We start from the raw sequence: 14,425 nt of genomic DNA on the forward strand, positions 1-14,425 counted from the left end.
ACGTCTTGGAATAATAAGTTCACTGCGAAACCGGAGTTTGTATAAATGTGATGGTGGGCTGTGAGGTGGGACAGAGCGGCAAGGCATTGCCGAAGTTGGCGCCGCCAAAATCGTCTGATGGAGATCCCGCTCCAACGCACGCTATCGGCGACTTGGAGGGCTGGGGAATTGAAATCGCCTGGGAAAGCATTTCGTTTTCACCGCGACCGTTCAGGTTGTTCCGGTTGGGTAAAGTCCAGCCGGTTTCACGCCCGGTTTGGTGAAGATTTCTCCGCAATTCGCCTGCTGAAACGGTGTTCACGATTTGCTTCGGGATGAAGTCAGCGATAGACGATTGGGTTGACGTTGAGCGGTGGTGCGAGTTTCCCACCATTCCCAAGCGGAACGAAGCCGGTACGCTTTTGGTTGCTGCGGCGATGTCACCGCGGCTGGTTGGTCCCGAAGAATTTCACGAGCAGGTTTGTAGTCTTGAGTTCTGCCAAAGGTCCCCTTCTCGATCCCACGATGTTGTTCCGATTCGAAGTTCGGCTGCAACAACACGCGTTGGATTGGACCTCGCGAGGGTTGTCTCTTCCGACGTCGTGCCGGGTGCCATCCTTTGCCGCGCTGTCAGGTGGGCCGATTTACGCGGATGTTCGCATTGCCTGGGACGTGTCCGGCATCGGATTTCATTTGCTCGTCAATGGAAAACGTCAGCTGCCATGGTGCCGCGAGACCCGGTTGGACGAGAGCGATGGTCTGCATTTGTGGATGGACACGCGGAACAGTCCCAACATTCACCGAGCCACACAGCATTGCCACCGGTTTCTTTGGTTGCCCGCCGGTGGTGGCCCAAAGCGGGAACGACCCGTCGCAGCGATGGTGCCCATCAATCGGGCTCGGACGAATCCAAAGCCGATCCGGCCGGACTCTTTGAAGATCCACGCGATTCCGCGTCATGATGGTTATGAGTTATCGGGTTTGATACCCGCCGAGGCTTTGACGGGCTACGACCCGAAGGATCAATCTCAGATCGGTTTCTACTATCTCGTCGCAGACCGAGAACTGGGCAACCAAGCGTTGACGCTCAGCACCGATTTCCCTGTCGCGGAAGATCCATCGTTGTGGTCCGAAGCCGCGTTAATCTCGAACTCTTAGACCGTCGCGATGTTTGCGGCTACGTCCATGAAGAGTTGCGAATTCGACAGAGTCACGATGGGTGAGCTATGTAGGCGTTCGCCTGGGCTGCTAACAGTTTGAGGTCGTGCAGTTTGCTGATGCAGATATTAATGCTGCTTTCACGCACCGTACCTCTCCCGAAACGAAGTTTGGGGAGAGGTACAGCGACGCCGTTCAGGCGTACGCGAGGGTGAGGGTCGAGCATGGGAAATGGCGCGGACAGCCCTCCCCGGAATTCTCGCTGAACGCTCGCGTTCCGACCCCTCCCGCTGCTCGGGCGGGGTTCTTAAGGCAGTGCAAGCACAGTACTTAAAAACTGTACGACCTCTGCGTTCAGGAGGGTGATTTCAACCTTGCGAGCACGACACATAAGAACTGCACGACTTCCGAAATGGAGAGGGGAAGCTAATTTTCTTGTCCGTGCTATCGGGGCATCAACACAAAACACTTATCAGACCTAGGCTAGCCTTGGTTCCACCACCACAGAATCGAGACAAGTATCCAAACGGTTTGTTCCAACATGCCCAGCGAAGCATCGGGGATCAATTCGTCGCATGCCCGACGGCGTCATCGTAGAACTCGACCAGGTCCTTGCGGAGTTGTTTGAGCGACGGTTCGTGGATGTACATCATGTGTCCACCTTCATAATGCTTGATCGTCAGGTTCTTACTTCGTTCCGGCGACAGCCCCATGTGATCGATGGTGTATTCCATTGCGAAGTGTGGCGTTGCCAAATCGAAGTAGCCGCAGGCGACGAACAATTTCAAGGACGGGTTGGCGGCCATCGCGCCGCGAAGGGTTTCCGATGCGTCGACGTAGCGTCCTTCAAACGGTTTGTAGCTCCACGGGTGCACATTGCCTGTGAGGATCTCGTAGACACGGCGATCCTTGTAGTTCAATTCGCGATGCATGTAGTCGTTCAGGCATGCCGTGAAGGGGCCGAAGATCGCAGCACCGCTGGCATCGAACTCAGGAGTTTCGCCGGCAGAGTCACGATCGATGCTGGTGTAGCGACCGTCGAATCGGCCGACCGTCAAACCTTCGTCGCGAAGCAGTTCTTTGCCGAACCGTTGCATCGAAAGCTTCAAGTTGGATGACAACAGGTAGTCTTCTGAAAGGCCAGTCAAACGAGCCAGTTCCTTGGCGACGCGTTGGCGTTCTTTCTTGCCAATGCTGGTTCCTTTTAGCAGTGCGGGAGCGTATTGCCGGTAGGCGAACTTCTCTGACTGCGCGACCACCTCGGCCAATGGCAGCGACTGCAGTTCGTCGTCCAGTTGTTTGTGGTAGTAAGCGGTCGCGGTGTAGGTTGGCAAGAAACAAACGTCTGGGACGTCGTTGCTAGGCGAGAATCGCAGCGTTTGAAAGTTGATCGCGCCGGAGATCACGACGGCGCCATTGAGTTCCATCTTGTAGTGATCACGCAGGTAACCGCTCAGTCCAGCGACGCGGAGGCCACCGTAGCTTTCACCCAGGATCACCTTTGGTGAAAGCCAACGTTCGAAGATCGTGGTGTAGTCGTGGATGAATTGGCCAACGCTACGAACGTCTTCGTTGTAACCATGAAATTCACTCTTGTTGACGTCCTTTGCCGGACGGCTGTAGCCGGTGCTGACCGGATCAATGAAGACTAAGTCTGTGATGTCGAGCAGGCTTTGGTGATTTTCATCCAAGTGATAGGGCGGTCGCAGAAACGACGCGTCATCGGGAAACCGGATGATCTTTGGTCCGAGCATCCCAAGGTGCAACCAAACCGATGACGAACCCGGGCCGCCGTTGAAGCAGAAGGTGATCGGACGCTTGGTGACGTCGTCTGTTTTGCGTGTGTAAGAAACGAAAAAGACTTCCGCCTTGGGATCGAGATCGTCCGTTTGCATGACGAGTCGACCGGCAGTGGCGGTGTAGTCGATCGTCTCGCCGGCGACGCTGAAAGAATGCTCGGTCGAGACGAACTTGTCCGTCAGCTCATCGTTTGTCTTTTCGGCGGCAGCTTTGTCTTTCGATGCAGATGTGTCATCGGCGTTCACCTGAGTACTCAGGAAAAACAACACCAACAAGCTCGCGAAACATTTCCAATTCATCGGGTCCATCTCAGTTGTGACATTCGGGAAGCATTCAAGACGCGGTCCGCCAGATCGCCAGTGTACTTGCTGGTTGGCTGTGTGATTTCACCACCGGGATGACGATCCACGAGCGGGTCGCTTCCGGAAGCCTCACTGCCGATACGCTAGCGGAATGGAAGATGGCTCACCTCTGTAGACGGCCGTTCTGTCGCGGTTTTGACTATTCAAACGCAGTGTCAATCGAACGTTGACGTAAATGCAAATTGAAGCCAATGGCTTGGTAGACAGGTGTCACTCGCCTAGTCTGTCCGCATTCATCGCAAGCATTGCGTTTGCGTTTTGTCGGAAGTGGTGCATAGCAAAAAGAGCGAGGCGACATTATGGGGTTGGTTCAAGAGTTTAAAGAGTTTGCACTCAAGGGCAGTGTCATTGATTTGGCGGTCGGTGTTGTGATCGGCGGTGCGTTCAGTGGCATCGTGAAATCGTTGGTTGACAACATCATCATGCCACCGATCAATTTGTTGACAGCTCGTTCGGGGGTCAACTTCAAAGAGGCTGCTCTGACAATTGAAACGGAGTCGCCCAAGTTGGATGATGCGGGGAAGATTATCGAAGGCGACGGTGCCGGGTTGGTCGTTCAGGATTATCCGATTTTGAACTACGGCCCATTCACTCAAACCATTTTTGAGTTCCTGTTGATCGCCCTTGCCTTGTTCGTAGCGATTAAGCTGATCAACGCTGCTCGGTCGCGAATGGAAGATGAGCCAGAAGAGGAAGAAGTCGCCAAGCCGAGTGAGGACATTCAACTATTGCGAGAAATTCGCGACGCCCTTCAAAAGAGCTGAGGACAAGATGAGCCACCGACATTCGTTTGCATTTGTTTTTGCCGCCGCACTCATTTGCCAATCGATTGGAAGTGGCGATCGCGTTTCTGCCCAAGACGCCACGCTCGACACATCATCGAGCGATGTGGTTGAAGACCGATTCATTTACAAGACGGTCGAGGATGAATCTTCGGGGAAGTCCACGGAACTGCACGTCGACTGGACGCGACCGGCGGATTGGTCGGCTGACGATTCACGTCCCGCCGCGGTGTTTTTCCATGGCGGAGGTTGGACGGGCGGGAAGCCGGGCCAGTTTGCGATGCATAGCAAGGAGCTGGCCGGCCGCGGAATGGTTTGCTTCCGAGTGAAGTATCGTTTGCTGGACAGGAAGTCAAAAACTCCGCCGGACAACTGCGTCGAAGATGCCTCGGATGCGTTTCGCTATATCCGAGAAAACGCCAATAAGTTTGGCATCGATCCAAATCGGATGGCATCCGGTGGTGGCTCCGCAGGCGGTCATTTGGCGGCCTACCTGGGCACGATGGATGACCAGGTTGTTGATGGTGTTTCGCGAAAACCCGCGGCGATGTTGCTGTTCAATCCGGTTTACGACAACGGTCCCGGCGGATGGGGAACGGCACGCGTCGGCGACGAATTTGCAAAGTATTCGCCCGCCCACAACATCACGAAGGATGACCCACCATCGATCGTGTTCTTGGGAACCAAAGACAACTTGATCCCAGTTGCAACCGCAGAGCGTTTTCGCGACGACTGCAAAGAAGTTGGCGTTCGCAGTGAGTTGCATCTTTACGAAGGCCAGCCCCATGGTTTCTTCAATGCGAAGAAGACCGATGGGGGAGGGAAGATCTATCGCGACACGATGGAAAAGACGGTCGCGTTCCTAAAATTACTTGATTGGATCGAGTGAAGGTCTTTCGGTCGAGTGAAGTTTACTCGGCAGCGGTCTCTTTCTTGGCGGCTTTGGGCTCGGTCGCCTTCTCATCTTTTTTCACGTCACGAGCTTTGATCGGTTTCGGCATCTCTTTGCCTTCCGGGATGAACTTCATCGAAATCGAGTTCACGCAGTGACGCTCGTTCTTGGGCGTCAGGCGTTCGCCGTGAAAAACGTGACCGAGGTGGCCGTCGCAATTGGCACAGACGATTTCGATTCGGCGCCCATCGGCATCACGTTGACGCTTGACCGCGCCTTCGATTTCATCATCAAAGCTGGGCCACCCACAATGACTGATGAATTTATCTTTCGCGTGATACAGCGGGGTGTTGCAGCGTTTGCAGATGTACGTGCCTGGATCCTTGGTCAGTGTGTAGCCGCCATCCCCAGGTGGTTCGGTGCCTTTGTGCAAAATCACGTAGGCTTCCGCTGGGCTTAGCTTGTTGAAAGGGCTCGAATCCATCTTCAGCTCATATCGGTTGTGGGTGAAAAGTGGCGTGGTCTTCTTGGTGGTCGACGCCTTTTCAGTCTTGGCGGTTTTCTCGGCGTCGCCTGCTTCGGTGTCAGAAGACTTCACCACCGGAGCGTCGTTGGCCTGGGTCGATGCCATTGGATCACCGCATCCGGCGACCGCGAAAACGAAGCCGCCCGCAACTGCGAGTCCAAAAAAGTGTTTCCAAAGAGGCTTTGAGAGCAGTGGCATCGTTCGGCCTTGTGGTTCAGGGCAAGGAAGGGGCGATTGAGGTGGGCAGAAGCAGCGTAGCGGCGAGTACAGGACTCGCTCGCTTAATCGCTCGAATAGTGTTCATTCACAATGACGAGATGCAAACGCATAGTGAATGCTCAAGCGTGCTCCGTGTCCGCATCTATTTTACCGCAACGTACTACGCAGCAAACCGGCAATTTGGTTGCTGTGGTGGCTAGATTTTGACTCGATTTACAATCCTAACCGCAAAGTCGGAACGGTTAGGTGGTGGTGGAATCAAACGCTTCCGCATCGTGACGCGCTTCCATCGCCCCGCTGTAGATCTCGTGAGCAACCAAAACGACCATTCCAACCAGTAACGGCAAAATGTAATAGATGACGCGAAAGATGAGAACGGATGCGATGACGGGTTTTCCGACCGTGTCCGCCAGAAGCGTCCAAAGAATCAGCTCGAGGACTCCCAGTCCGCCAGGAACCTGCGTGATCAGCGACACTGTGATTCCAACCAAATACGCTGCCAAAACGGTCGGAAATGGGACAACCGCGTCACCGGGCATCACCAAGTAGAGCGCCGTGGCTGAGATTGTCAGGTCCACGATCGCGACGGAGGCTTGCGCGGTCGCAAGTCCCAGGCTTGGCGGACGCAGATGCAATTTTCCGATCGGCCATGGTTTGTGCCAAACCAAGCAAATGATCGCGTAAAAGACGGCAATCGAAAGCAGAATCGCGCCCAGCGTTCGCACTCCAAACGGCAGGTCAAACTTGGCGGGTAGTTCGATCGGGTGAAGAACCAGGACGACTCCGCCCAGCACGCAGACACCTGACCAGAACGTCAATGCCAGAACGCTCATCAGGGCAACGATTTGCCGGTGAGTCAGTCCCCAACGGTGATAGAACCGATAGCGGATCGGGGCGGCGGCGAGCAAAGTTCCCAGGTTGTTTCCCAAGGCATAGCCAAGAAACGCGACCAACGAGACTCGCCGGAGTGGAAGCGGGCGACAGACATATCGGAGTGCCAATATGTCGTAGCAAATCAGCAGGCCGTAGTTCAGGGCCACCAGGAATGTCGCGATGATCAGGTAGGCGGTGGGAACGCCGGTCAATCCAGCGACGAAGTCATCCCACGACACTTTTTGGGCTTCGCCGATCAGCAGCCGGACGGCCAAGCCGAACAGCAGCAACGCCATGAACGGGCCGACGAGCTTGCGGGGATCGAATTTCACGCACAGGGGCTTTGTTTTAGGAGCCGCCGAAGCTTGCTAGTTCCAATCCGATTGGTTTTCGCGTGGTTCGACGTAGCGGATGTCTTGCAGATTCAGGCCCTCCAGACGTTTTTCCAGTTCTTCGAGGTCTGCCTTCTCTTGTTCCGGCGTTTTGTCGTTGCCGCGAGTCTCTTCGTCAAGCTTCCGTTGCTCGTCGTCGGACTTCTTTTGACGATCTTCACCCGAATCGGATGAGCCATCGTTGTCGTACCGCGATTGGGCGCGGATTCGCCGATCGGCGGCTTCCGGATCGGTCCGGGCCTCGATATCAGCCGCTCGCACGCCACCGGGATCGAAGACACTGCCGACCCGCCCCGTTTCGCGAAGCGTTCTTTCCCAAGCTCCGCCATAAGCTGGATAGGCATCCATATCGCAATCACCGCACAAGCGGCAGCCGGTTGATGGGACCACCAGCGTGACCAGCAAGATCAGCGAAAAAACGGCAGAGGCGGTTCTTCGAGCGGACATGTGGGTTCGGAGAGGTGAAAGGGGGGAGGTTGTGACGGGTGGGAAGGCGGGCGAACGGAAACAATTGCTTCCGGCATCCATTTCCCGGGGCTTGAGCTCGACGATTGGCAAGCGGTTTGCGAAAACGTCTGGGCACAAAACCCTCCACCATCCCTATCGGAATCGGGCAGATTTCGGGTGAGGTAATTTGGGGAGTTTTTGTCGATTATTTCGGTCGGTCCAAATTTTCCGGCAAAAATTTTGAAGTTCCGCTCAAGTTCGCTCTTCCACGAACCGGGGCAAACATGTGACAAGAGCGTTCCCGGCGAGCAAGGAACGCTCTTAACCGGTCTCTTCTTTTTGTTCCGCTTCACGCAGGATGCCAGTGATGCCTCAGTTGATATTTTTGGCGACCGCCACCAGTGCCATCGGATTGCCTTTGATCGCATTGATCATGTTGATGGTCAGTAAATTGTCCGTGGGAGCTGCGGCCCGTCGTGCTGAACGGCGTTTTTTGGCATTATTGGTTATGATGAGCGTGATCACGGCCCATACCGTGACCACCAGCGAACCGACTTGGTTGATCCACACGGTGACCTTGGCGGTCATGATTGTTGGATCCCTTTGGATTCCTGGGCAGCATCCACCCCGGACTTCGTCCTCACCTGAACACCCGACTCTAGCCGGTTCATGAACTCGACCACCGAATCACCGTCCGACGCAATCGCCACCGTCCGAGTCATTCCCGGTGGTCCAGTCTGCGGTTCCATTCGGCCTCCCGGAAGCAAGAGTCTGACCAATCGAGCCCTGTTGATGGCAGCGTTTGGTCGCGGCACCAGTCAACTGGAAGGTGCCTTGGTCAGCGAAGACACCCACGTCATGACGGATTCGCTCCGTAAGATTGGCGTCGATATCGAGTCGCAAGATGCCGGACGAACCCTCGTGGTCACCGGCGTCCAGTCCGCACCGAAATCAGATTCGCCGTTTGACCTTTACATTGCCAACAGCGGAACGACGGTTCGATTCTTGACCGCCGCCCTGTCAGCTCTGGGCGGCAACTACATTCTGTCGGGTGTCCCCCGAATGCACGAGCGTCCGATCGGAGACTTGGTCGATGCTCTTTCGCCAGTCGTTGAAGGTCGCATCGAAGCGGTCTCCGAAGGCGGTTGTCCTCCCGTTCACATTCAAACCTCGGGTTGGGCCAAACACGAGCTGAGCGTTGCCGGCAGCGTCAGCAGTCAATATCTCAGCGGATTGATGATGGCTGCACCACTGGCGAGTCGTCGATCAAATCAGCCCGTCACGATCCGAGTCGTCGGTGAATTGGTCTCACGTCCCTACGTTGAGATGACCGCCGATGCGATGCAGGTCTTTGGTGCGTCGGTCGAATTGCAATGGCCAATGGCTGCCCAGAGCGATGTAGCTGGCCAGGGCGATGTTCTGGTTCAGATTTCGGGCGACTACGACGCGATTGGTTGGTCGATTGAGCCAGATGCTTCGGCGGCCAGTTATTTCTGGGCGGCCGCGGCAATCTCCGGCGGTGACGTTACGGTGAAGGGGCTTAGCCGAGCCGCGACTCAGGGCGACGTCGCGTTTGTTGATGTCCTGGAGATGATGGGCTGCCAGATCGAAGAAGGTGATGATTCCATCCGAGTCATCGCGACGGATTTGCCCGGCGGCCAGCTTGGCGGCGTTGATGTCGACATGAATGCGATCAGCGACACGGTGCAGACTCTGGCGATGGTGGCGTTGTTCGCGAATTCGCCAACGCGTGTCCGCGGCGTCGCTCACAATCGATTCAAAGAGACCGATCGCATTGGTGATTTGGCCTGCGAGCTTCGAAAGCTTGGGGCGACGATCCAAGAACATGACGACGGGATGACGATTCATCCGCTGAGCGAGCCCGCCGTCAGCGAAGGCAATCCAGTACGCCTGGATACGTACCACGACCACCGGATGGCGATGAGCTTTTCTTTGGCCGGGTTGCGACTGGGGGGAATCGAGATCGAAAACCCCGCCTGCACCGGCAAGACGTATCCGAACTATTGGTCGGATCTGGAACAGCTAATCGGCCGGGCGCACCACTGGACGGCGGAATAAAACGGGAGAACAGAGATGGCTCTCTTAGTGACCTGCGACTCCGGAGGCGACCGGATCCCAGAATCACTGCGCGAGCCTTTGGCACTCGCCGGTTGGAAAGACACGTCCGCCGGCGTCGATGCGGTCGTCTCGTCACCGGCATCGCGATTGTCGCTGCCGTTGGTTGATCGAGACGCCCATTTCGCCGCTCGAATCATTGCCGAGCACGCGGAGTGTGATTTGATAGCAAACCCGTTCCGGGCTGACTTGGTGGATGTCGGCCGGTCGGTCCACCACCGCAATCTTTTTCCGCCCGCGGTTCGGAAGCTGCCTGCGAAGGTACGCAAATCAGTTTTGTCGGAGATTCGCACACCGTACCGGGATGCGGTGCGACGCCGGGTGAGCGGCATGCTGCTGGAATTCCCCTACGTCGTTCATCTGTCCATTCGCACTTTCGCCGCTCGTTCCGTCTCGGGGCAATGGCAGCGCGGCGACGTCGGTTTGCTTTACGATCCCGGACGTGCGGACGAACTCGATTGGTGCCTGGATTTGTCCGACGAGCTGTATTTCGCGATGCCCGATCTTCGCGTCCGCCGCAACCATCCCGGCCGCGGAACCAACGATTCGCTCACCAAAGCGATGCGAAAGCACTTTTACGACGTGCATTACCTGGGCGTGGAGGTTGTTCTCAATCGAGCCTGGGCCGCTCGCCCGGTCCGTCGTCGACGCGAGGTCCTGCGAGTCTTGGCCAACGCGATTCGAGAAGTGACGCCGGAAGCCACTCCTCAAGCCGCCTGAGTCGACTATCAACCTGTCCACAATCAACCTGCAGCTCGGTGGTCCCCCACCGAGACGAGCACTGAACAAAACAGGTAAATCTCGGTGGAGGACCACCGAGCTACGGAACTTGTTTCCGTTTGTTCCGGTCGTTGAAGCTATTCACCCGAGACCTTTTCGTTTGCAGCGGTCGTGCGTCGGCGAACAAATTCTTGCGTGATGGGTGACTTCCGTTGCCGATCAACTCGATAGGCACCCGCATGAAGCGATCGACGGTGCCATTTCATGGACGAAGCTGGAATGTTCTTTTCCCCCCAGCCTTCGAGTCCTCCACATGCGAAATCTCACCCTCGGCACGATCATCGTTGTCGGCGGCTTACTCGCCGCGATTCCTTTTCGTCGCGACGCGGTTCACCCTGAGTCTTCTGATCCCAACGCGTTGGCAACCGGCCCCACGTCGGCTCCGTTCGCGATCGCTACGTCTGCTCCTCTCAATCCGCCCTGGGACACGGAGCCTTCGCTGGCCGGCCAACCGGAATCTGCTTCCGGTCGTTCGCAATCGAACGGTTGGCCCAACCAGTATCTGCCGGACCCGCCCAGCCAAGGTTTTGCCGCTCCGGCGAGGTCTGAAGCCTTTGCCGCAACTGGACCGGACGCCATCCCGTCGCATCAGCCCGCACGTCCACGTCGAGACGGTCGTTTGCCGCTGACTTACAACGATTTGGCGGTACCTCTGAGCAATCCCCACTTCCCGGACCAGCGATTCAATGCGTTGTCGGGATCTCCTTCGAACCCGTTGCCGCGTCAGTCAATGCCGCCGATCGGGAAGGCCGAAGCTCGCGTTCACGGGGCGTCGCCGCCGAGCGAGGCACAAGTCGCTGCACAATCCCCGGCAACCGCCTCAGCAAATCTGGCGTCCAGCCCGGCTGTTCGCGAAGAGTCGACGCCAGCTCAGTTGGCCAGTTCCGCTCCTGAATCTCGGATGAGGCCGGATACGCGGCAGCAAGTTCTGCGTCCGCCAACGATGGATTTGCGAAGTTCGCCGTCGCCTCAGGAGCCGTCTCGGACGCGTTCCTTCCGAATCCCGGAAGTCGAAATGCCCGCGATGCCGCCCGCACCCAGCGTGATGGAACGGCAACGACACTGGATCCGCCAGCCCGACTGAATTGGTTTTTCCGGTCGCTTGGTAGCCCGAGGTGTGACAGCCTGTTGGCTTAGTCAGATACCGAATGACAACAATTAGCCGATGGGCGTTGGCCCTGGTTGGCGTTTGACTAACCGCCGCTAACGCGGTACGGCTCATTAAATCAACAGCCCGGTGAGCGAGGATCGAGTGGGGCGTTGCTCGCGTGAATGGCCAATGGCCTCTTTCAACCTAGCCTGGGGCAACGCCCCAGGACGAGGAAAGCACACCCTCGCTTTGGCCAACGGCCAAACTCAGCGTCCCTGAGGCTATGTCGCTCGCCCAATTTCACACGAAACTCGCGCAGGCACAAACACGCATGGCAAGTCAAGGCCGGTTTCTTATGAAACCAGTCTTGTTTCGCGAGCTTTGTTTCACCTAGTTTCCCGCTTGTCCAAGGAGTTCCTTGGTCGGTCGGCAAACGGAATTGCCGGCAATGTGATTCATCCATCTCGGACGCATTCAACGTGGCGAAGATCTTGTCAGTCGTGAACCAGAAAGGAGGCGTTGGGAAGACCACCACATCGGTCAACCTCTCCGCCGCCCTGGCCATGTCTGGCAAGAAAACCTTGTTGGTCGACATCGACCCACAATGCAACGCCACGTCGGCTTTGGGCCAATCGCCCGCCGCACATCACGGATTGACGGGAACCGAATCGCTTCCTGATTCGATCGTCGAAACCGATGTGCAGCATCTTGGGTTGTTGCCCGGTAGTCGTTCTTTCCATGACGCTGACTTGCTTGCAGAAACCGGCGATCGTTCGACCGCTCGGGTTCGCAAACATCTCGACAGTGTGATGAGCGAGTACGAATACATCTTGATCGATTGCCCGCCCAGTGCGGGTGCCATGACGGAAACGGCTTTGACCGCCAGCACCGAAGTGTTGATTCCGATTCAGTGCGAGTACTTCGCGATGGTCGGCGTCACACAACTGATTGGAACGATCAAGAAAGTCATCACCGCCACCGATGGTCGTCTGACCTTTGGCGGCATCCTGCTGACGATGTACGACGAATCACTTGAATTGACCCGTGAAGTCGACGAAGAGGTCCGTGACTTCTTTGGCGACATCGTTTTCGAAAGTGTTGTGCCTCGGGACGTCGCACTGTGCGAAGCCCCCAGCCACGGCCAAACCGTTTTCCAGTACGCCCCGCGAAGTCGCGGCGCGTTCGCTTATACCCAACTGTGCATGGAGGTACTGCAACGTGACTAACGCGACAACCAATCCAACGAACACCAGTAAAGCACCCGCTGGCAAAGACCGCCGCCTTGGAAAAGGCTTGGCAGCATTGTTGGGTGAGCCAATGGACGACATCGTTCCTCCTGGCGAAACCAACGACGCTCCTAAACCTGGCATCCAATCGCTCGAGTTGCCAATCGACTCGGTCGAAGCCAACCCGTTCCAGCCACGCCGGGAATTCAATCCCGACGAGATCGCTTCGCTGGCCGAATCGATCAAGAACCATCAGCAGTTGCAACCGATCTTGGTTCGCATCGTCGACGGTCGCTACCAACTGATCAGCGGCGAACGTCGCTTGCGTGCGACTATCCACGCCGGTTTGAAAACGATCCGCGCCGAAGTTCGCGAAGCCGACGATCGCTTGGTCGCTGAGCTGGCCATCATCGAGAACTTGCAACGCAAGGACTTGAACGCGATCGAAAAAGCGATGTCGTTCAAACGCTACATCGATGAGCACAAGTGCAAACAAGACGACCTGGCTCGCCGCTTGAGCATCGACCGAAGCACGATCGCCAACCTGATGCGTTTGCTGGAACTGCCACAGCCAATCGTTGAGATGGTGACCAGTGGCGAATTGACCGCGGGACACGCTCGGGCACTCTTGCCAATCGGCGAAGTGGAAGTCCAAGTCGCAACGGCCAAGAAGATCCTGGAAGAAGGCTGGAGCGTTCGCAAGACTGAGACCGGCGTTGCTGAATTGCTGCGTGCAGAAGAAGACAGCGACACCGGATTGAAAGTCACCAACGTCTCGCGTCAAAAACGCAAACCTGTTCCTCCGCACATCGAAGCGATGCAGCAAGAGATGCGGATGGTGTTCGGCACCAAGGTTGAAATCAAAGCCTCGGCTCGCAGCCGCGGGAAGATCACGATCCACTTCAGCGACGCGGAAGAGTTCGAGCGAATTCGCGGCTTGCTCGGCGGCGTCAATCGCCCACAGCTTCGCGTTGCGGGCTGATCAAAATCGGCTGAGCGGAGATCGCTGAGCCATCGAAGATTCACCTGGCCGGCGTGGTGTCGCAGATCCAATCTGTCACCACGTCGGTTTTTTCATGCGCCCGTCGAGTTCTCGTTTGGGTTGGCGCCTCGGTTCCGTAGGTTGGGCTTCCAAGCCCGACGAGCACTAGCAAAACAACCAGTCTTCACGCTCCGCGAAGGAAGCCGTGCAGTCTTACTTTACCCTCCCCTTGGGAGGGTCGAGCGAGGCGAGGGGAGGGTTCAGCACTGAATCCAGTCCGTAACCCTCCCGAGCCCGAAGCGGACCGACCCTCCCAAAGGGAGTGTGGAGCAAAACGGCGCGACCTCGAAGCGGGGCGAGGGGAGGCAGGGCAATTTGAATGAATGCGGTTGCTTCGTCGGGCTTGCAAGCCCAGCGTATCGGGTGGACGAATGTGGCGTGGAATTGCACTCCCCCGAGCGGTCGGACCGTCCAGGCAAGCTGATCTGGCCTATCCGGCTGTATTCTGAACCATGCCAAGGTGATTTCTGCTCTTAGGCCTACGTGGGCGGTACCCCGCCGTCTAAAATCCAATGCGCGACTAATCGGCGACGTTGCCGTGCATTTTTCGCGGGTGATGCCCCCTTCGGACGTGTTGATGTCCAGCCTGATTGAGACGATTGAAGTTGACGCCGCTCTGGCAAACCGTTTGGCAGAGATGCCTGCCGACTCGCAGACACTCACGCTTTCGCTCGATGCGATCGCTAGTGGTGGATCGGCCGCGGGTGTGTTGCAGCATCCC

14 protein-coding genes are annotated in these 14,425 nt (G+C 56.7%); 8 read left to right on the top strand and 6 right to left on the bottom strand.

Features of this window, described 5'->3' with window-relative positions; translation table 11 throughout:
- Positions 1 to 19 precede the first annotated feature (19 nt).
- Complete coding sequence (locus RE6C_RS32380; RefSeq protein ID WP_173401766.1) at positions 20 to 301, bottom strand: hypothetical protein; 282 nt, start codon at positions 299 to 301, stop codon at positions 20 to 22.
- Positions 302 to 588: 287 nt separating this feature from the next.
- On the opposite strand from RE6C_RS32380, the gene RE6C_RS04100 reads away from it, so the two are divergent.
- A complete protein-coding gene (locus RE6C_RS04100; RefSeq protein ID WP_008654121.1) occupies positions 589 to 1,137 on the top strand; it encodes a DOMON domain-containing protein in 549 nt (182 codons plus the stop codon).
- A 563-nt stretch (positions 1,138 to 1,700) separates the two neighbouring features.
- Here the strand turns inward: RE6C_RS04100 and RE6C_RS04105 are convergent.
- Complete coding sequence (locus RE6C_RS04105) at positions 1,701 to 3,236, bottom strand: S10 family peptidase (protein ID WP_236617935.1); 1,536 nt, start codon at positions 3,234 to 3,236, stop codon at positions 1,701 to 1,703.
- Between the two features lie 362 nt (positions 3,237 to 3,598).
- Between RE6C_RS04105 and mscL the strand changes: the two genes are divergently transcribed.
- Together mscL and RE6C_RS04120 are read left to right on the top strand one after the other, a co-directional pair.
- Positions 3,599 to 4,063 carry a large conductance mechanosensitive channel protein MscL gene (gene mscL / locus RE6C_RS04115; protein WP_007327836.1) on the top strand — a complete coding sequence of 155 codons (465 nt, stop codon included), beginning with the start codon at positions 3,599 to 3,601 and terminating at the stop codon, positions 4,061 to 4,063.
- Positions 4,064 to 4,070: 7 nt separating this feature from the next.
- Positions 4,071 to 4,970 (top strand): alpha/beta hydrolase, encoded by a 900-nt coding sequence (locus RE6C_RS04120; RefSeq protein ID WP_008654126.1) that lies wholly within the window; start codon positions 4,071 to 4,073, stop codon positions 4,968 to 4,970.
- A gap of 22 nt (positions 4,971 to 4,992) precedes the next feature.
- On the opposite strand, the gene RE6C_RS04125 is transcribed toward RE6C_RS04120, so the two are convergent.
- From RE6C_RS04125 to RE6C_RS32390, 4 genes are all read right to left on the bottom strand, one after another.
- Positions 4,993 to 5,697, bottom strand: a complete 705-nt coding sequence (locus tag RE6C_RS04125) for a methionine-R-sulfoxide reductase (RefSeq protein WP_008654133.1) — start codon at positions 5,695 to 5,697, stop codon at positions 4,993 to 4,995.
- Positions 5,698 to 5,960: 263 nt separating this feature from the next.
- Positions 5,961 to 6,923: a putative bifunctional lysylphosphatidylglycerol flippase/synthetase gene (locus tag RE6C_RS04130; protein ID WP_008654134.1), complete on the bottom strand. Its 963-nt coding sequence runs from the start codon at positions 6,921 to 6,923 to the stop codon at positions 5,961 to 5,963.
- Positions 6,924 to 6,959: 36 nt separating this feature from the next.
- Entirely contained in the window at positions 6,960 to 7,430 is a 471-nt protein-coding gene (locus tag RE6C_RS04135) for a hypothetical protein (protein WP_008654136.1), read from the bottom strand.
- A 372-nt stretch (positions 7,431 to 7,802) separates the two neighbouring features.
- On the bottom strand, positions 7,803 to 8,018 hold the full coding sequence (locus RE6C_RS32390; RefSeq protein WP_039961153.1) for a hypothetical protein: 216 nt from the start codon (positions 8,016 to 8,018) through the stop codon (positions 7,803 to 7,805).
- Positions 8,019 to 8,099: 81 nt separating this feature from the next.
- Between RE6C_RS32390 and aroA the strand changes: the two genes are divergently transcribed.
- The 5 genes from aroA (at position 8,100) to RE6C_RS04170 (ending at position 13,644) form a co-directional block, all read left to right on the top strand.
- Positions 8,100 to 9,509, top strand: a complete 1,410-nt coding sequence (aroA, locus tag RE6C_RS04150) for a 3-phosphoshikimate 1-carboxyvinyltransferase (RefSeq protein WP_008654143.1) — start codon at positions 8,100 to 8,102, stop codon at positions 9,507 to 9,509.
- Positions 9,510 to 9,536: 27 nt separating this feature from the next.
- Positions 9,537 to 10,286: an N-formylglutamate amidohydrolase gene (locus RE6C_RS04155; protein ID WP_008654145.1), complete on the top strand. Its 750-nt coding sequence runs from the start codon at positions 9,537 to 9,539 to the stop codon at positions 10,284 to 10,286.
- A gap of 313 nt (positions 10,287 to 10,599) precedes the next feature.
- On the top strand, positions 10,600 to 11,430 hold the full coding sequence (locus RE6C_RS04160) for a hypothetical protein (protein ID WP_008654149.1): 831 nt from the start codon (positions 10,600 to 10,602) through the stop codon (positions 11,428 to 11,430).
- Between the two features lie 485 nt (positions 11,431 to 11,915).
- Positions 11,916 to 12,662 carry a ParA family protein gene (locus RE6C_RS04165; RefSeq protein ID WP_081605557.1) on the top strand — a complete coding sequence of 249 codons (747 nt, stop codon included), beginning with the start codon at positions 11,916 to 11,918 and terminating at the stop codon, positions 12,660 to 12,662.
- Positions 12,655 to 13,644, top strand: coding sequence for a ParB/RepB/Spo0J family partition protein (locus tag RE6C_RS04170; RefSeq protein ID WP_008654155.1), 990 nt, complete (start codon positions 12,655 to 12,657; stop codon positions 13,642 to 13,644). Before RE6C_RS04165 ends, RE6C_RS04170 begins: the two co-directional genes overlap by 8 nt.
- The last annotated feature ends 781 nt before the right edge of the window (positions 13,645 to 14,425 follow it).

The organism is Rhodopirellula europaea 6C (assembly GCF_000338295.1).
Lineage (GTDB): Bacteria > Planctomycetota > Planctomycetia > Pirellulales > Pirellulaceae > Rhodopirellula > Rhodopirellula europaea.

Coding starts and splice junctions, on each gene's coding strand:
- RE6C_RS04105 (WP_236617935.1), bottom strand. CDS start 3,236: ATGAATTGGAAATGTTTCGCGAGCTTGTTGGTGTTGTTTTTCCTGAGT.
- mscL (WP_007327836.1), top strand. CDS start 3,599: ATGGGGTTGGTTCAAGAGTTTAAAGAGTTTGCACTCAAGGGCAGTGTC.
- RE6C_RS04120 (WP_008654126.1), top strand. CDS start 4,071: ATGAGCCACCGACATTCGTTTGCATTTGTTTTTGCCGCCGCACTCATT.
- RE6C_RS04125 (WP_008654133.1), bottom strand. CDS start 5,697: ATGCCACTGCTCTCAAAGCCTCTTTGGAAACACTTTTTTGGACTCGCA.
- RE6C_RS04135 (WP_008654136.1), bottom strand. CDS start 7,430: ATGTCCGCTCGAAGAACCGCCTCTGCCGTTTTTTCGCTGATCTTGCTG.
- RE6C_RS32390 (WP_039961153.1), bottom strand. CDS start 8,018: ATGACCGCCAAGGTCACCGTGTGGATCAACCAAGTCGGTTCGCTGGTG.
- aroA (WP_008654143.1), top strand. CDS start 8,100: ATGAACTCGACCACCGAATCACCGTCCGACGCAATCGCCACCGTCCGA.
- RE6C_RS04160 (WP_008654149.1), top strand. CDS start 10,600: ATGCGAAATCTCACCCTCGGCACGATCATCGTTGTCGGCGGCTTACTC.